This window comes from Pedobacter cryoconitis, from assembly GCF_001590605.1.
GTDB lineage: Bacteria > Bacteroidota > Bacteroidia > Sphingobacteriales > Sphingobacteriaceae > Pedobacter > Pedobacter cryoconitis_A.
This window is the reverse complement of sequence record NZ_CP014504.1, coordinates 5,118,407-5,136,572: the sequence shown is the minus strand read 5'-3', so window position 1 is coordinate 5,136,572 and position 18,166 is coordinate 5,118,407. Positions and strand designations below refer to the sequence as shown.

15 protein-coding genes, 1 tRNA gene and 1 pseudogene are annotated in these 18,166 nt (G+C 39.8%); 11 read left to right on the top strand and 6 right to left on the bottom strand.

The genetic code is table 11. The features are described 5' to 3' along the window. Positions 1–47 precede the first annotated feature (47 nt). The 6 genes and pseudogenes from AY601_RS21765 (at position 48) to AY601_RS21740 (ending at position 6,458) form a co-directional block, all read left to right on the top strand. Positions 48–1,280 (top strand): glycosyltransferase, encoded by a 1,233-nt coding sequence (locus AY601_RS21765; RefSeq protein ID WP_232324646.1) that lies wholly within the window; start codon positions 48–50, stop codon positions 1,278–1,280. Between the two features lie 34 nt (positions 1,281–1,314). Further along, a complete protein-coding gene (locus AY601_RS21760) occupies positions 1,315–2,472 on the top strand; it encodes a glycosyltransferase family 4 protein (protein WP_068405067.1) in 1,158 nt (385 codons plus the stop codon). Further along, complete coding sequence (locus AY601_RS21755; RefSeq protein ID WP_068405066.1) at positions 2,465–3,865, top strand: exosortase Y-associated Wzy-like protein; 1,401 nt, start codon at positions 2,465–2,467, stop codon at positions 3,863–3,865. Before AY601_RS21760 ends, AY601_RS21755 begins: the two co-directional genes overlap by 8 nt. Beyond that, complete coding sequence (locus AY601_RS21750; protein WP_068405064.1) at positions 3,862–5,019, top strand: XrtY-associated glycosyltransferase XYAG1; 1,158 nt, start codon at positions 3,862–3,864, stop codon at positions 5,017–5,019. The genes AY601_RS21755 and AY601_RS21750 overlap by 4 nt, the downstream gene beginning before the upstream one ends. Next, positions 5,015–5,878: pseudogene (locus AY601_RS21745) on the top strand (glycosyltransferase family 2 protein); the annotation flags it as partial. The gene AY601_RS21750 and the pseudogene AY601_RS21745, both read left to right, overlap by 5 nt. Before the next feature lie 28 nt (positions 5,879–5,906). Continuing rightward, entirely contained in the window at positions 5,907–6,458 is a 552-nt protein-coding gene (locus tag AY601_RS21740; RefSeq protein ID WP_068405061.1) for a WcaF family extracellular polysaccharide biosynthesis acetyltransferase, read from the top strand. A gap of 315 nt (positions 6,459–6,773) precedes the next feature. Here the strand turns inward: AY601_RS21740 and AY601_RS21735 are convergent, their stop codons facing one another. From AY601_RS21735 to AY601_RS21720, 4 genes are all read right to left on the bottom strand, one after another. Continuing rightward, entirely contained in the window at positions 6,774–6,986 is a 213-nt protein-coding gene (locus AY601_RS21735; protein ID WP_068405060.1) for a hypothetical protein, read from the bottom strand. A gap of 626 nt (positions 6,987–7,612) precedes the next feature. Beyond that, a tRNA-Asp gene (locus AY601_RS21730) sits at positions 7,613–7,686 on the bottom strand. 89 nt (positions 7,687–7,775) lie between these two features. Further along, entirely contained in the window at positions 7,776–8,849 is a 1,074-nt protein-coding gene (gene prfA, locus AY601_RS21725) for a peptide chain release factor 1 (RefSeq protein ID WP_068405058.1), read from the bottom strand. A gap of 225 nt (positions 8,850–9,074) precedes the next feature. Further along, the gene (locus AY601_RS21720; RefSeq protein ID WP_068405056.1) at positions 9,075–9,830 is read right to left on the bottom strand and encodes a UDP-2,3-diacylglucosamine diphosphatase; all 756 of its coding nucleotides are present in this window, start codon (positions 9,828–9,830) and stop codon (positions 9,075–9,077) included. Positions 9,831–10,033: 203 nt separating this feature from the next. Here AY601_RS21720 and AY601_RS21715 point away from each other — a divergent pair, with 203 nt between their 5' ends. Both AY601_RS21715 and AY601_RS21710 read left to right on the top strand, forming a co-directional pair. After that, positions 10,034–11,044, top strand: coding sequence for an NAD(P)/FAD-dependent oxidoreductase (locus AY601_RS21715; protein WP_068405053.1), 1,011 nt, complete (start codon positions 10,034–10,036; stop codon positions 11,042–11,044). A gap of 3 nt (positions 11,045–11,047) precedes the next feature. Beyond that, a complete protein-coding gene (locus tag AY601_RS21710) occupies positions 11,048–11,377 on the top strand; it encodes a 2Fe-2S iron-sulfur cluster-binding protein (protein ID WP_068405051.1) in 330 nt (109 codons plus the stop codon). Here the strand turns inward: AY601_RS21710 and AY601_RS21705 are convergent. Then, positions 11,374–13,071: a S41 family peptidase gene (locus AY601_RS21705; protein ID WP_068405049.1), complete on the bottom strand. Its 1,698-nt coding sequence runs from the start codon at positions 13,069–13,071 to the stop codon at positions 11,374–11,376. The two genes, AY601_RS21710 and AY601_RS21705, sit on opposite strands and share 4 nt — an antisense overlap. 41 nt (positions 13,072–13,112) lie before the next feature. Beyond that, the gene (locus AY601_RS21700) at positions 13,113–13,328 is read right to left on the bottom strand and encodes a hypothetical protein (RefSeq protein WP_068405047.1); all 216 of its coding nucleotides are present in this window, start codon (positions 13,326–13,328) and stop codon (positions 13,113–13,115) included. Positions 13,329–13,471: 143 nt separating this feature from the next. On the opposite strand from AY601_RS21700, the gene AY601_RS21695 reads away from it, so the two are divergent. The 3 genes from AY601_RS21695 (at position 13,472) to nagB (ending at position 18,071) form a co-directional block, all read left to right on the top strand. Then, the gene (locus AY601_RS21695; RefSeq protein WP_068405045.1) at positions 13,472–14,947 is read left to right on the top strand and encodes a DUF5687 family protein; all 1,476 of its coding nucleotides are present in this window, start codon (positions 13,472–13,474) and stop codon (positions 14,945–14,947) included. 1 nt (position 14,948) lies between these two features. Next, a complete protein-coding gene (locus AY601_RS21690) occupies positions 14,949–15,650 on the top strand; it encodes an ABC transporter ATP-binding protein (RefSeq protein ID WP_068405043.1) in 702 nt (233 codons plus the stop codon). A 495-nt stretch (positions 15,651–16,145) separates the two neighbouring features. Then, positions 16,146–18,071, top strand: coding sequence for a glucosamine-6-phosphate deaminase (gene nagB, locus AY601_RS21685; protein ID WP_257722251.1), 1,926 nt, complete (start codon positions 16,146–16,148; stop codon positions 18,069–18,071). The last annotated feature ends 95 nt before the right edge of the window (positions 18,072–18,166 follow it).

Below are 18,166 nucleotides of genomic sequence, written 5' to 3'. Positions count from 1 at the left end.
AAGTTCTTATTATTTCGCCCTACTTTCCTATCTTTAACGCACCTGACATGCAGCGTATTAGAATGAGCATGTCTTATTTTAACCAATATGGATGGGATGCAGAAGTCGTTTCCGTTGATCCGGAATATTTAGATTTTCCAAAAGATGAGTTACTGATAGAAAGCCTGCCAGCAGCTACCAAAATTCACTATGTTAAAGCATTCCATAAAAAATGGACCTCAAAAATTGGCTTGGGTAGTATCGCATTAAGAGCGCTCTTGTTCTACCTGTTAAAGGTAAATCAGCTACTTAAAAAGCAGAAATTTGATCTCATTTATTTTTCAACTACCCAGTTTCCCATCTGCATTTTAGGTGCGTACTGGAAAAAACGCTTCAATATCCCTTATGTTATAGACATGCAGGACCCCTGGCATTCTGACTACTACCAAGATAAACCTAAAGCACAGCAGCCTCCTAAATATTGGTTTTCTTACCGCATCAATAAATATCTTGAACCTCTGGCGATGAATCATGTAGATGGCTTGATCAGCGTATCGGCAGATTATATTAATCTATTAAAGCATCGTTATTCCCGAATCCGGCACATTCCTCAAGCAATAATCACCTTTGGAGCATTTCAAAAAGACTTTGATACCGCAAAAAAAAATCAGCATTTATTTAAACCACTGTTGAGCAGCGATTTTATAAACATAGTGTACATTGGCAGAGGGGGTTATGACATGCATAAGGCCATAACACCTTTAATTAGGGGATTAAAAAGCGGACTGACAATCGATCCTTTAAAATTCAGCAGGGTCAGACTGCATTTTATCGGTACCAGCTACGCTGCAGAAGGCCAGGGGAAACAAACGATACTGCCATTGGCAAAACAATATGGAGTAGAAGATTATGTGGTGGAAATTACAGATAGGATAAGCTATTTTCATACCCTGGTTACCCTTCAAAATGCTGACGCGTTGTTTATACCTGGCTCCGATGACCCAAAATACACCGCTTCAAAAATTTATCCTTACCTGTCTGCAAATAAAATAACGCTAGCCATATTCAACAGCCATAGTCCGGCGATGGACGTTCTCAAAGAATATGGAGTAAAGCATTCCTATCATTATGATGACCCCACTCTTGATCATAAAGTAAATCTTTTTTTGAATGAAGTATCAGGCAAGGAAATTCCTGAAATCAGCTATAACGCAAGCACTGTTGATAAATATTCGGCAAAAAGTATGACCTTACACCAATGTTCACTATTTAATCAAGTATTGGCTGCCACGTCTAACTGAAACAAATGACCATCTTTATGAAATAATATTTAAAATGCGTTTAGCAATTATTACGACCCATCCGATTCAATATTATGCCCCGGTCTTTAAACTGCTGCATGAGCGTGGACAAATACCTATTAAAGTTTTTTACACTTGGGGAGAAAAAGCTGTAGACAATTATGACCCCGGATTTGATACCAACATTAAATGGGATTTACCTCTTTTATCGGGTTATCCTTATGAATGGGTACGAAATACTTCTTCTGACCCGGGTTCGCATAACTTTAGAGGCATTATTAATCCGGATCTGATCCGGAATATTGAAGCTTGGCAGCCAAATGCGGTATTAATTTATGGATGGGCAAATCAGAGCCATCTAAAAACATTAAAGCATTTTAAAAACAAGTTACCTGTTTTTTTTCGTGGAGATTCTACTTTGCTGGATCCATCGGGTACATTAAAAAAATATGCGAGGGCTTTATTCCTCAAATGGATTTACAGGCATGTTGATCAGGCATTATATACCGGTACCAACAGCAAAGCTTATTTTAAAAAATACGGTCTGAAAGAGAAACAGCTGATCTTTGCTCCTCATGCAATCGATAACCAAAGGTTCGCTGCAGATAGAAATAAGGAAGTGCAAGAATTAAAAATAAAGCTAGGCATTGCACAGGAAGACATCATTATACTTTTTGCGGGTAAGTTTGAGCAAAAAAAAGACCCCGTGCTTTTACTGGATTCATTTTTACAATTGAAAAAGCCAGATGTACATCTTCTTTTTGTAGGAAATGGCGCATTAGCGCAAACATTGAAGCAAAAAGCTAAGTATCAACCCAATGTTCATTTCATGGACTTTGAGAACCAATCTTATATGCCGGTAATTTATCAGAGTTGCGATCTGTTCTGTCTCCCTTCATCAGGCCCAGGTGAAACATGGGGCCTTGCAGTAAACGAAGCCATGGCCTGTTCAAAAGCAGTTCTGGTATCAGATAAAGTTGGCTGCGCAGCCGACCTGGTAAAGAATGAACACAATGGAAGTATCTTTAAGGCCCGGTCTATAACAAGCCTGAACGAACAATTAGATTTCCTGGTCCATAAAGGAAAGGAAGAGCTGAAGCATATGGGCTCAAATTCAAAAACAATCATCGATAAATGGACGTTCCAAATACAGGCAGAGGCAATTGAATCCGCATTTTTAAAGCATGAATAACCGCATTTTTATTGAAAAATATATTGTATTATTTATCCCCTGGATATTGGCCATGCTTTTCCAGGATTCTTATATGCTGTCTTATTTTATTGCCTGGTTTGGCTCTTTTTTTATATTCTGGATTACTTTAAAAGGCCGGATCATAGCTTTGCCCGATGACCGCAATATTGAAGATCAGCTTATGCGTCCCATTTTCCTCACTCAAGTCATATTTGCGGGATATATGGCCTGTACTTCCATATTTTATTTTTTTGATGTTTTGGGGTATATTAATTTTCATAAGCTAAGTAATTTCTACCTGGTAGACCAGGACAGATTAAGGCTTGTTGCACAATGTCAGCGCTACTATTGCCTTGCCCACGCCTCTTTTGTCACCGGGATTCTGGCCTTTATGCGCTATCCGGTTGAGAAAAAATATGGATACAACCGCGCAGATTTAACCAAGGTTATTCTTAACATCGCTTTAATAACTACACTATTGTCTTTTCTGCTGATGCATATAAGTGGTTTATCACAATTTTCCCATCAGTTTAGTCTGTTAAGTTTTATAGCTGGAACACTGGCACTCGCATTTGCCATACCGAATAAAAACATATGGCGTATCCTGATCTGCCTGATCATTTATGGATTCAATCTTTATGAGGCCCTGATCTCGGGTTTTAAAGAACCAATAATTTTAAATGTCCTGATATTAGGTATCTTTCTATACCCCAATTATAAAAGAACAGTGCTCCTCTTTTTTGTTCCTTTACTCTTACTTTTTTTTATATTACTGCCTACCTATAACCGCATTTTCAGGCAGCAAGCATGGTCTGGCAATCTTTCTACTACTGAGGCCACACAGTTAGCATTAAAGTCGGTAGTTAACCAGAATAATGCTGATGACAACTGGGCGTTTTTCACCTATCGGTTAAGCGAAATCGATATGTTTACCAATTATGTGAAGTCTACGCCTGCTCATATTGATTTTTATGGGACACAGCTCTTAAGGCAATCAGCAATAGCTATTATGCCCCGAATATTGTGGCCATCAAAACCAATTACCGAAAATATGGTTATGGAACGTGTCTATAATGCAGGGATTATATCCCGCGGATCTAATGCATCTGCCAAACCAGCCATCGTTGTTGATGCTTACTTATCTGGCGGCATCGTAAGCATTTTCATATTATTGTTCATTTATGGGGCGGCATGTCAGCTGATCGCTATAAAAGCAGAAAAGATATTTGGTGGTTATACCTTAGGTACGGCATTAATATTTACCGGATTATTCCAGCTATTCTGGCGTGGGCTTAGCCTTGAATTTCTAATCAATGCCGTATTCTGGAACTATGTTACAATGTATTTAATATTCAGAGTATTACTTTTCACAAACGTGATCAAACGGCTATGAAAATTTTACAGATAAACGCCTCTTATAAACCGGCGTATATTTATGGGGGGCCAACCATGTCCGTTTCAAAACTAAGCGAAGAGCTGGTAAAGGCAGGTTGTACGGTAGAAGTATTTACAACAACAGCTAATGGACTTACAGAACTGCAGGTTACAACGGTTCTTCCTCAGGATATTGATGGCGTAAAAGTAAGGTATTTCAAACGGCTCACTAAAGACCACAGCCACTTCTCCCCTGGTTTATTAGCCTTTCTATGGAAAGAAGTACAATCATTTGATGTGGTTCATGTCCATGCCTGGTGGAACCTTGTATCTATATTCGCCTGCTTTATTGCTATTTTACGCAGGGTTCCAATTGTCTTGTCACCACGTGGGACTTTGAGTAACTATTCTTTTAAGAACAGGCATATAGCCTTAAAAAAAGTATTTCATGCACTTATCGGCAGGCCGTTGCTCAGCTATTGTTTTCTGCATACGACTTCTGAAAGAGAACAAGCTGCAATGGCTACATTACTAAAGCCAAAAGGCATTTACACGCTATACAATTTTGTAAAGATGCCCAAGATTGCACATTTCCCCACAACCACACCTCTGAACCCACAGGAAAATGGAATTTTCAGGTTACTTTTTTTTTCCCGAATAGAACAGAAAAAAGGGCTTGAGCTATTATTCGCTGCACTAGCCGATACTACGCTTCCTTTCCGGCTTACTATTGCAGGAAGTGGCGATGAAAAATATATTGCAGTGTTGAAAAAATTAATTAATGACTATAAAATTGATCATCGGGTAGATTGGGTCGGATTTAAAGACGACGACAAGTTTGAGCTAATGGCCGCCCATCACTTGCTCATCCTTCCTTCTTATGATGAGAATTTTGGTAATGTGGTGATTGAAAGCCTTGCCGTGGGCACTGCCGTTTTGATTAGCAGGGAGGTTGGATTGGCAACATATATAACAAGCAGGCAATTCGGCTGGGTTTGCAATGCCAATGTATTATCCATTAAAAATTCACTCACAGAAATATACAATAATCCAGAAAAATTAAATGCCATCAGGACATTGGCCCCTCCGGGCATCAGGGATGATTTTGAAGAAACAATCCTTATTAAAAAATATGATGAAATGTATAAACATATAATAGCCACCCTTGATTAATACGCATTATACCTTCATTATATTGACTTATAATGAAGAACTACATCTGCAAAGGTTACTTAACTCTATAAAGGGTTTAAATGCTAATATTTGTATACTTGATTCTGGCAGTACAGACCTGACACTTCAAATCGCTGAAATAGCAGGTGCACAAGTTAAACAACATACATTTATTAATCATCCGCAGCAATGGCATTATGCATTGGAAGTTTTTGAGATAAAGACTCCCTGGGTAATCTGTATTGATGCTGACCAGATCGTGACAGCCGAACTAAGACTGCAATTGTTAAATTTCAAAGATGAAGAACACCAGGATATCAACGGGATCTATTTTAACCGCAAGAATTATTTTAAAGGCAAATGGATTAAACATGGGGGTTATTTCCCCTTTTACCTGTTAAAAATGTTCCGTTACGGAATAGGTTATTCAGATCTGAATGAAAATATGGACCATCGCTTTATTGTACCTGGTAAAACGGTACTGTGGAAAAACAGCTGTTTGGTAGAGGAAAATCTAAAAGAGAATAACATTAGCTTCTGGATAGCTAAGCATAACCGCTATAGTGACCTGCTTGCCTATGAGGAAGTAGAAAGGAGACTTAAACTACGTACGCAAACGCTTGTCCCCAAACTCTGGGGCTCCCCGGATGAACATACGGCCTGGCTTAAACAGTTATGGTGGCAGATGCCCTTATTTGTCCGTCCCTTTGTGTACTTCATCTATCGTTATATATTCAGACTTGGCATTCTTGATGGCCGTCAAGGATTCATTTTCCACTTTTTACAGGCTTTCTGGTTTCGCCTTATCGTTGATATCAAAATTAAAGAGATTGTAGATGCACCAGTAATGAAAAAAAATATAACCGACAATCCCGAAATTAAGCCTCATGCAAGAAACTGACCTCTCAGCATATCAGAACTCCTCTTATAATCCGGGTGGAACCATTTTTAAAAGAATAGTATGGTTTTACGTTAATGCTGTTTTATTTAAAACAAGCATTATTCCGTATAGCAGATTAAAAGTATACCTGTTACGATTATTTGGTGCCAGTATAGGTGTGGGCGTGAATATCAAACCATGCGTAAACATCAAATACCCATGGTTGCTCCATATTGGAGATCATAGCTGGATTGGTGAAAATGTATGGATTGATAACCTTGTTCCAGTAAAGATTGGCAAAAATGTATGCCTATCACAAGGTGCATTACTGCTTACAGGTAATCATAATTATAAAACTCGTTCTTTTGAACTGATGACCGGAGAGATAATATTAGAAGATGGGGTCTGGATCGGTGCCCGCGCTGTTATAAACCAGGGGATTACAGCAGCATCACACTCCATACTTACAGTAGGTTCAGTAGCTACAGAAAATTTAGACCCATACTTTATCTATCAGGGAAATCCTGCACTAAAAATCAGGTCTCGTTTAATTATTTAGCCCATTCTTTGTAAGCTTCCAATATAGTGCATATTGACATGAATCATTACCTGAGATTCTAAATTAGAAGGCTAACTTTTCAGGATAGATTTTGCTGGAACTGGGTGTATTTTTGGAATTATTTCATTTTCCCTCAAGAAAATTCCGCTTGATACAATGTATGCTTAAAAAAGAGCCTGCTCCACAAGTTTTGGGTTTGATATTTTTTGAGTTCAAAGCAGATGGTTAGGATTCTTTAATAAGCTAATTACTTCCTGATTTTATAGTTCAATTGATCAGTATTAAACGCTCCTGATTACTTTGGTAAGAGATCGGTTAACGCTTCAGCGGAATTCTCAGGGAGAGGAAAGATCCTGATTTTTCCAGGCTTGCCACTTTTACGAAAGTTCTCTGATGCCTTTGAGTTTCCATTGCTTGTTTCATTGTGCGCAGTACAGAACTTTTGAAACAACCTGTACGCCAAACTGCTGCTTTAAAAATGAAATCGCCCAGGATTCCCTTTGAAAATTTACCCGTTAAACTTCCCATAATAAATAAATGCCTTTCCACCAATGTAAGCTATTCGCGTTAAAGATTATCCTGATGCGTAAAAAATGTCCGCAATTGTCCGCAGCTGTCTGCAATTGTCCATAGTTGTCCGTGGGTTAGTCCAGGGGAAAATTATAATTTCATTAATCTTCAACTAGTTATGGTTTGGTTGTGCCTGAGTGGTGGTCGGGATGACAACAGGTTGAGAACGGGCTTTAACTATGGCAGGTCCAAGTCATTTCAACTAGTTGTTTTGACTTGGACTTGCCATGCTCTCGCGTTACTTTAGCACTGCTCTTACCCTAACGAGTACCCGACCAGTACTCGGACAGTACCCGGCCGATATAGCTTTATTATTTAGCTATTTTGAATTTATTTACGAACAGCCCGGCCTTGTTTTGGCTGAGTCATTCCCATGTAAATGGAAAGCTTTCAGCGCAACTTCCAGAGGCATAAGCGCATCCGTGACAGCAAAGACTTTCTGTTGAGCGTGTCAAAATTTATGCTTAAAAAAGAGTCTGCTCCACAAGTTTATGACTTGATGGGACTTGACCCTGTCACGCTGAATATTTTGGAGAGGTTTTAAATCAAAAAAGCCTTCAATCATAAGATTAAAGGCTTTTTAGCGGACCGGACGGGACTCGAACCCGCGACCTCCGCCGTGACAGGGCGGCATTCTAACCAGCTGAACTACCGGTCCGTCTTTCCCTTTCGGGATTGCAAATATAGGAACTATAATTACAATTCAAAATTAATATTTCAATTATTTTTGAATAAAAACCTAACTCATTAAGCTACAGAGCCCTCTTTCATCTTTTCTGCATTCTCAGCAAACTGTAATGCATCAATAAGCTCTTGTACACCACCATCCATCACACCATTCAGATTATATAACGTCAAACCAATACGGTGATCTGTTACTCTTCCCTGTGGATAATTGTAGGTTCTGATCTTAGCTGAACGGTCACCAGTAGAGACCATCGTCTTACGTCTTGAAGCAATATCTCCATTACGTTTCTGCAATTCGATATCATATAGCTTACTACGTAACATCTCCATCGCAATCTCTCTGTTGCCCAACTGTGAACGTTCCTGCTGACAAACAACAACCATACCTGATGGTCTGTGTGTCAACTGTACCTTAGTCTCTACCTTATTTACGTTCTGTCCACCTGCACCACCTGAGCGTGACGTTTGCAGATCAATATCAGCAGGGTTCAAGTAGAAATCAATTTCCTCAGCTTCCGGTAATACCGCTACCGAAGCTGCAGAAGTATGTACTCTCCCTTGTGTTTCTGTATCAGGCACACGCTGTACACGGTGTACACCAGACTCATATTTCAATTGTCCATATACATCCTCCCCGCTAACTTTCATGATCACCTCTTTGTATCCGCCGGCTGTACCTTCAGTAACATCCACAACTTCAACTTTCCAGCGTTTCTGCTCAAAGAAACGGGTATACATTCTGAATAAATCACCAGCAAATAAAGCTGCTTCATCACCACCTGTACCACCTCTGATCTCGAACACTGCATTTTTAGAATCCTCAGGATCTACAGGGATCAGCATCAGGCGGACCTTTTCCTCAATCTCTTCCTGTTGTTTCAACAGTAAATCCAATTCTTCTTTAGCCATTTCACGCATCTCTGCATCCTTCTCAGTCAGCAGGATTTCTTTGTTTGCGTCAATGTTGCTCATTACATTTTTGTAAATCAGATATTCATTTACAATCTTGCTTAAATCTTTATATTCTTTATTTAACTGGGCAAAACGTTTCATATCCTGCATAGTATCAGGATTAGTCAATTGCTCTTCTACATCTTCCCAGCGAATTTTTATAGCTTCTAATTTCTCTAACATAATCTTTTTATTCAGCAAATAAATAGCTGCACAGCCCCTTTCAACAATGTTTATCCCGCTAATATCAACCTTAATTGGTTAGAAATTACCGGATCAGAAAGGTTTACTGAAGCATTTGGTATTTATAGGATTACAAAAATAAGGAATTTCGGTGAAATATATTATTGTTTTTCAAGGACGACCGGGCCACGCAACTAATAATTGATCAGCGCATTAGTGTACATTTTACTCCCCTGCCTTCTCAAAATACTTTAAACTCAACTCTTCGCCGTCGAAAACAGCATACGAATTAAATCCAAACCACTCCCCGATATTGTAATATTTACTCCCTTTACCCAAATCAACGATCATTGGTAAATGGCGGTGTCCATAAATGAAATAATCATAATGCTGTTTTTCCAGCACCCCTCTTGAATACACGGCCAGCCACTCTTTATCCTCACCCAGAAAAACTTCTTCAGTAGCTGTATTCACAATCCGGCTATGGCCAGACCAGCCCGTAGCGATCCCCAGGCCAATTCTTGGTGGAAGGACAGAAAATAACCACCTGCAAACAGGATTCCGAAAGAATTTCCGCAGCACGCGGTAACCTGCATCCCCAGGCCCCAGGCCATCACCATGATGCAGATAAAAACTCTTCCCTCCACGATGGATAACCAGCTCATCACTAACGATCTGTATCCCCATTTCTTTGGTAAAATAATCATCTACCCACATGTCGTGGTTTCCTTTAAAAAAATAGATTTTAACACCAGCATCAGACATCGATGCCAGCTTTCCGAGCAAACGGATATATCCTTTAGGTACAACGGTTTTATATTCAAACCAAAAATCAAAAATATCCCCCATCAAAAACAACTCTGCACAAGTTGGTTCAATGGCGTTAAGCCAGCGTACAATCCTGTCCTCACGAAGACGGCTTGCCGTATGGTTTGGTGACCCTAAATGAAAATCAGAGGCAAAATATATATTCTTTTTCATCAATATTCAAAGATAGTCAACCATTTTATCAATCATGTTCAAAAATAATTTTTACAAACAAACAGCCCTAACTCTATGATAAAATGAATACTTAACCCATTAGATCAGTCAACTTTGTCAAATCAGCCTCAATTTTGAATCAAATGCAGACAATTGAGAATCATTACAAACAAATTTCGTAAATTCGCAACAAATTTAAATACATGATTTCTACAGATATAGCCATCATTGGCGCCGGACCCGTAGGTTTGTTTGCTATTTTCGAAGCAGGTTTGCTTAAAATGCGTTGTCATTTAATTGATTACTTACCTCAGGTTGGAGGTCAGCTTTCCGAAATTTATCCTAAAAAACCTATATATGATATCCCTGGTTATCCGAGCGTATTAGCTCAGGAACTAGTTGATAACCTGGTAGAACAAGCGAAACCTTTTCATCCTGGTTATACTTTGGGTGAACGTATTGAAGGTTTGGAGAAACGTGGTGAAGGTGATTTTGTCCTGACAACCAACATGGGTACTATCATCGAAGCTAAAGTTGTAGTCATTGCTGGTGGATTAGGCTGTTTTGAGCCTCGTAAACCTGTGGTATCCGGACTGGAGCAGTTTGAAAACGGACGTGGTGTAAATTACATGATCCTGGATCCGGAGCAGTACCGCGGACAGAAAATGGTTATTGCAGGTGGTGGTGACTCTGCGTTGGACTGGACTATATTCCTGGCCGATATTGTAGAAGAATTAACACTTGTGCACCGCAGCGAAAGCTTCCGTGGAGCACCAGATTCTGTAGCTAAAGTAATGCAACTGGCAGAGAGTGGAAAAATCAATCTTGTACTCAACAGTAATCTGGGTGCCGTAACAGGAACAGGCAAACTGGAAAATGTAGAGATTGTACATAACAAAACACTAGAAAAAACTATCGTTAATGCTGACCATTTGATCCCTCTTTTTGGATTAAGCCCTAAATTAGGCCCGATTGAGCAATGGAACCTGAATATTAATAAAAGTGCGATCGAAGTTAACACTGATGATTACTCTACTAATATCCCGGGCATTTACGCAATCGGCGATATCAATACCTATACAAACAAATTGAAACTAATCCTTTGCGGATTCCACGAGGCTGCATTAATGAGTCACAGTGCTTACCAGTACATGAACCCTGGTATTAAATACACGATGAAATATACGACAGTTAACGGGGTAGCAGAATTTTAAATAATGGAAGAAAATAATATTACCGTACACGTTCAGAACCCTGATGGCACTTTAACTTCACTGGAAGCCCCTGTAGATATGGGATTAAGCTTGATGGAGTATCTTAAAGCGTGTGAATATGATATTTTAGCAACTTGCGGTGGTATGGCTCTATGCGCAACCTGCTGTGTGGATGTTTTGGAGGGCGAAGACAAGTTAAAGGAAATGACAGATGACGAATATGCCATGCTGGACACTTTACCTGATCTTTTACCAAATTCAAGATTAGCCTGCCAGCTGCAATTAAGCCATGAAATGGACGGTTTAGTTGTGAAATTACACGGGACTGATTAATTACTATCTGCAGGGGTTGCAATTACTTTTGCAGGATCACCTATAGTTTTATAAGTACCCTCACCTTTTAATATTGCAAGCATTTTAGTGGAATTGCCAAGCACTGATTTAGCGGCTTCCAGTTCTTTATCATACTGAAATGCTTGCACTATTTTACCCTTCTCAAAATAATACCTGCTTACAATCTGTGTTTCAAGCATTCTTTTGATCTCAGCTTTGTGCGTAAATATCTCCGTTTTTTTAGCAACCAGCATCTTGGCCTTCAGGTCTTCCAGATCTGTCTTTACCAACCCCAGCTTTTGTTCTTTTTCTGCTTCAGTTCTCAATTCTGACAGTAACCTTTCTGCAGTAGAGGTGTAAGCGTAGTCTTTACCATCCAGCGAATTGGCAAAAGCAGTATAGTCCTCTTCCGACACCCGAAAATCAGAAGCCGCGCTAATTGTCGCATGGCTCTTTTTGTAAGCATTGGCGAAGTCGAAAAACATGCTCTTACTAATTAAAGAGATGGTTATAGGGCTTAGCTTGATCGTTCCGACTTCTACATCCGGATAAACACCGCTTCCGTTATAGACGCTTCTGCCGGTTTTAGTTTTATATTTCGCAATCAGGGAATCGGCTATTTTTACATTTTTCCCTTCTTTATTTTTATGCGCATAATCTACCGCCTGAATACATCTTCCGGAAGGTGTAAAATATTTGGCTACCGTCACTTTAACCAGACTATTGTAAGGCAGGTTAAAAGTTTGCTGAACAAGCCCCTTACCATAACTCCTTTGTCCGATGATCACCCCTCTATCCAGGTCCTGCAAAGCACCTGCAACTATTTCTGAAGCTGATGCAGAAGAACCATTGATTAATACCACTAAAGGAAGATCCGGCAGCAACGGCAGATTGCTTGTTTTATAATTAATTGTTTTTTCAGGATTACGTCCTTTCTGAGTCACCACAACCAGGTCTTTATTCACAAACAGATTTACAATTTTCACTGCTTCCTGCAAAATCCCTCCCCCATTATACCTCAGGTCAAGAATCATCCCCTTTGGATGCTGTTTATTCAACTCAACCGCAGCGTCCTGTACTTCCTGTGCAGAATTCTCCAGAAACTTATCCAGCCTGATATAAGCGAGATCACCGATCATTCCAGAATAAGAAACATTAAGTTGTTTGATTTCGTCTCTGACCAACTGTTTTTGAATGACAGTGCCCGCTCTCACCAGCAGCAAATCTACAGCAGAACCGCGTGGACCACGAAGTAAACGGCTTACCTCAGCACGTTCTTTTCCTTTCACTTCAATCCCGTTGATCTTTACAAGCTGATCGCCTGGCTGAACGCCAAGCTTAAAGGCAGGATAATCTGCACTCACTTCATTTACAAAAAGTTTCCCTTCGATAAAAACAGTACTCACACCAATCCCGCCAAATTGTGTGCTCACATATTTCAGCTTATAATCCTCTACTTCAGATTCAGGAATATAGGTAGTATAAGGGTCCAATGTATCGAGCATTGCATCGATACCGGTCTTCATTAAATCTCCGGCATTGGTTTCATCAACATAATTGATGTTAATTTCCCTATATAAAGACGCGAAAATGTCCATATTTTTAGAGACCAGGAATAAATCCTCCTTAAAAGACCAGGTAAAAGACGCAAATGCAATAAGAGCAAATAAAAGTGCAAACTTGTTTCTTTTCATGGGCATGCGGATGAATTAAAGAGGATGGGCTTACCTATTGCTTACAACCTGTTCCCGTTAGGATCGGCCAGTGCTTTACTGATGGTAAATTCAACATACCTGACATCTCTTTTTAACAAAACAGTCAATTGATTAACCAGCTGATCTTCCTGACCAGGCGCAAATATTAAATTCTCTTTAGCTAAATCTCTATACTTTCTAAGGACTTTGATTTTAACTCTTTCTGCTGATTCAGGAGTGAACGTAAAGCTTGCCATAATATATTCTTTCCCGCAAAAATATGAAAAAAAAACAGCAATAACTCAACAAAGCACCTTCTATATAGCAGATCTCCCGGCGGCTTGCTCCCCAACGAAATTCTGGTGCAGCACGGAGTTAATTTTTATATATATTTACGATTATGTACGCAACATTTTTAGCACATCAGTGGATGAGTTTTTGGAGATCCAAAGGCAAGGGCGGTACAATTGCGACCCAACTGATCATGGGCTTCATTATACTTTACCTGGCCCTTGTTTCTATTTTCATCGGGTATAACATGGAACATATTATCGAAGAAATGCTTCCCGGCAAAGACGTCATGCTGGTTTTCAACGGTATGATCCTCTATTATTTCACCATAGAATTCCTGATGCGTTTACAATTGCAAGAGCTTCCAACACTGGCTGTACAACCCTACCTGCATCTGAATATCCCCAAAAGTAAACTCATCTCTTTCTTAAATATCACGGCACTTTTTTCTGTATTCAACCTCCTTCCTCTGCTGCTTTTATTTCCCTTCTCTATTTTAAAGATTAACAATGATTTTGGCGCGTTTCCCTGTATCATGTATTTACTGGCGATTACCTCTCTGGTAGTTTTCAATAATTATGCAGCGCTATATTTCAAAAGACTGACTATAGGAAACCTTAAAGCGGGAATTCTGGGCGCAACTTTTTTAGTTGCCGTAGGCCTGCTTGAATATTTCAAGGTCTTCTCTATTGCATCACTGTCAAACCTGGTATTTCAGACCATAACCACTACCCCAATAGCTGCATTAATCTTTCCCGTTGCAGCGCTAGTGATGCTGACAATTAATACCCGCTTTTTAAAAGGGAACCTTTACCTCGAAGAACTACAGTCAGCAAAACAGAAAAAATCAAGTACAGACTATCCCTTTCTGGACCGGTTTGGAGAAACAGGAGTTTACCTTGCACTGGAAATCAAATTAATATTACGAAACAAAAGATCCCGCTCAACCCTCACTAAAGGGCTACTTTTCATCTTCTACGGCCTTCTTTTCTATAAACAAGACAAATTAGCCGCCGATAAATTCTGGACACTGCTATTCCCCGCAGCTTTTATGACCGGAAACATGATTATGCTCTACGGACAATTTATGTTTGGCTGGCAAAGCGCCGAATTTGACGGGCTTTTAACCAGCAAACTGAATATAAAAACCTTTTTCAGAGCCAAGTTCCTGCTATTCACTATCGGATCAACAGTATTGACAGCCTTAGTAAGCCTTTACGGATTAATCAGCTGGAAAATCCTGATCCTGCAGTTTGCTATCTATTTTTACAATATCGGCATCACTTCAGTGATCACTTTATACTTTGCCACCAGAAACTACAAAGCCCTCGACTTAAGCAAAGGCTCTTCAATGAACTGGCAAGGCATTACCGCTTCTACAATGCTGCAGACCATTCCCCTCATGCTAAGCCCATACTTAATTTATTTACCAGTATCCCTCCTTTCAAATCCCTATTGGGGAATTGCAGCAGTAGCAATCACAGGACTTGCAGGCCTGTTGACCAGGAACTTCTGGACAAACTTCCTGACCACAGAATTCCAAAAAAGAAAATACCTCATCGCAGAAGGCTTTAGACAAAAATAAGATGCTCGAAATTAAAGAATTAAAAAAAGAATACGCAGGTACTACCGTAGTAGATATTGATCATTTAATCATTAATGCCGGAGAAACTGTTGGCATTGTAGGTAACAATGGCGCCGGTAAAACCACCCTCTTCAGAATGCTGCTAGACCTCATCCGTCCACTTTCAGGAGAGATCCTTTCCAAAGGTAAAAATGTAGCCCAAGATGAACAATGGAAAAACTATACCGCATCCTTTCTTGACGAAGGATTTCTGATCAATTACCTCACCCCAGAAGAATACTTCCTTTTTATCGGCTCCCTCCAACAATACAGCCCCTCAGAAGTCATGAATTACCTCATCCCCTATACAGAACTCTTCAACGGAGAGATTATGAACAGCGGCAAATACATCCGCGATTTTTCGATGGGAAACCAAAACAAAATAGGCATCGTCGCTGCACTACTCCAAAACCCCGAACTGCTAATCCTAGACGAACCCTTTGCAAACCTTGATCCAACCACACAAATCAGGCTTAAAGACCACTTAAAAACTTTAAAAACAAAACAACTTACCACCCTCATCTCCAGTCACGACCTCAACCACGTTACAGATGTATGCGAACGCATCATTTTATTTGAAAAAGGAAAAATCATCAAAGATATGTACACCAACGAAAACACCCTGAAAGAACTCGAAGCCTATTTCTCTTTAAAAACTTTTTAGTCGAGTTCTTTGTGATTGGGCTCACTCTAATTAAGCTCTTGCTAATTGGACTCTTTGTGATTGCGCTTTTTTTATTGAGTTCTTTCTAATTCGGTTGTTTCTAATTAAGTTCTTTGTGATTGGCTTCTTTCTAATCGAATTCTACTTATTGAGTTCTTTCTAATTCAGTTCTTTGTGATTGGGATCTTTTATTGAGGTTTTTCTAATTCAGTTCTTGTGATTGGATTCTTTCTAATTCAGCTGTTTCTAATTAAGTTTTGGGTCTTTCCAATTAAGTTCATTTTAAGCTTTTCAAATATCCACCTGCAAATTAACCCCTTTCAAATTCCCCTCCCTCCAACCTTCCCATAAGCTGAGATAAAAAAGGGATGTAGTGTTTTTTTGACGTGCGTTCATTCTTCATGAATGCGTCAAAAAAACACTACATCCCTTTTTTATCGAAGACTCAAAAACTTTTTTATATTTACGTCTTCCTTAAATCCTCAAAACACCATAATTACAATGGCCAGATTAAATCTTTTGGAAGAAACACGTTTCGAAAAACTCCCTGTTTCAGTATTTAATAACCCAGCAGTAGCATCCATTAACGTTGCACAACGTATCGCTAACCTCATCAGAGACAAACAAGAAAAGAAGCAAAAGGCAGTTCTAGGCCTTGCAACCGGAGTAACCCCCATTGCAGTATACGCAGAGCTTGTACGCTTACACAAAGAGGAAAATCTGAGCTTCAGCAATGTCATCACCTTCAACCTGGATGAATATTACCCGATGCAACCTAACGCTGCCCAGAGTTATGTGACCTTTATGAACGAGAATTTATTCGATCACATTGATATCCCTAAAGAGCACATCAATATTCCTGATGGGACACTCGAACTGGAAGCTATTCCCGCATTCTGCCTTGATTACGAACGCAAAATCGGAGAACTAGGTGGGCTGGACATTCAAATCCTCGGAATTGGACGTACAGGGCACATTGGATTTAACGAACCAGGTTCGGCTCCCAATTCAGGAACGCGCCTGGTTACCCTTGATGACCTGACCAGAAGAGATGCAGCAAGAGACTTCGGAGGAAAATCCTTCGTACCCTCCAAAGCAATCACGATGGGAATCGGAACTATTTTTAAAGCCCGTGAAATCATCCTGATGGCATGGAACCAGAAAAAAGCTTCCATTATCAAGAAAGCAGTAGAAGGCGAAATTTCAAGTGAAGTACCCGCTACCTATCTGCAACTATCTGATCATGTAGAATTTATCCTGGATAAAGATGCAGCATCACTATTAACCCGTTTTGATACACCATGGCTTGTTAAAGACTGTGTATGGGAAGATAAATTAATCAGAAAAGCAGTAATCTGGTTAGCAAACACCTTAAAAAAGCCAATTTTGAAACTTACCGAAGATGATTTCAACAATCACGGTATGGCACAATTGGCCATCGAAAGAGGCCCCGTTTACAACATCAACATTCATATTTTCAATAAATTACAACATACCATAACCGGATGGCCGGGAGGAAAACCAAACGCAGATGATTCTCAGCGTCCGGAAAGAGCAGCCCCAGCTAAAAAACGAGTGGTGATTTTCTCTCCGCACCCAGACGATGATGTCATCTCTATGGGCGGTACTTTTATCCGACTGGTCGATCAGCAACACGATGTACATGTAGCCTACCAGACTTCAGGAAATACTGCAGTATGGGATGATGACGCCTTAAGATTTGTAGAATTCAGCATTGACTTCGCAGAGAAAATGGGGCTGGATCAAAAAGAACTGAAAGGTATTTATGATAACATGCGCACATTTATTGCGGACAAAAAACCTAATCAGGTAGATACACCAGAAATTCAATCCGTAAAAGGGCTGATCAGAAAAGGTGAAGCGATAGCAGGAGCCCGTTACTGCGGATTGGAAGATGACCATATCCATTTCATGGCACTTCCGTTTTATGAAAGTGGGAAAAATAAGAAAAACCCGGTAACTAATCTGGATGTGGAGCTGACTATGGAATTACTTCAAAAAGTTAAACCTGAGCAGATTTTTGCCGCCGGAGACTTTGAAGATCCACACGGAACACACCTGGTTTGCTTTAATATAATTATTGAAGCAATGAACAGGTTGCGCCAAACAGAAGCATGGGCAAAAGATTGCTGGTTGTGGATGTACCGCGGTGCATGGCAGGAATTTGATACCCATGAAATTGAAATGGCAGTTCCATTGAGTCCTCAGGAACTATTGAAAAAGAAATATGCAATTTTCAAACACCAGTCACAAAAAGACAGAGCAGTATTTCCGGGTGATGATTCCAGAGAATTCTGGGAGCGCGCTGAAGATAGAAACAGAGACACTGCGAAAGCTTATGATGACTTAGGGTTAGCAGAATACGAAGCGATGGAAGCTTTCGTCCGCTGGAAATTCTAAGCATTATTCTTAATAAACCCTTAACGCCTGTTTAAGAAATCGTTCAAAACTATATCAAAACATAGTTTTAGACCGTTTCTTAAACAGGCGCTTAA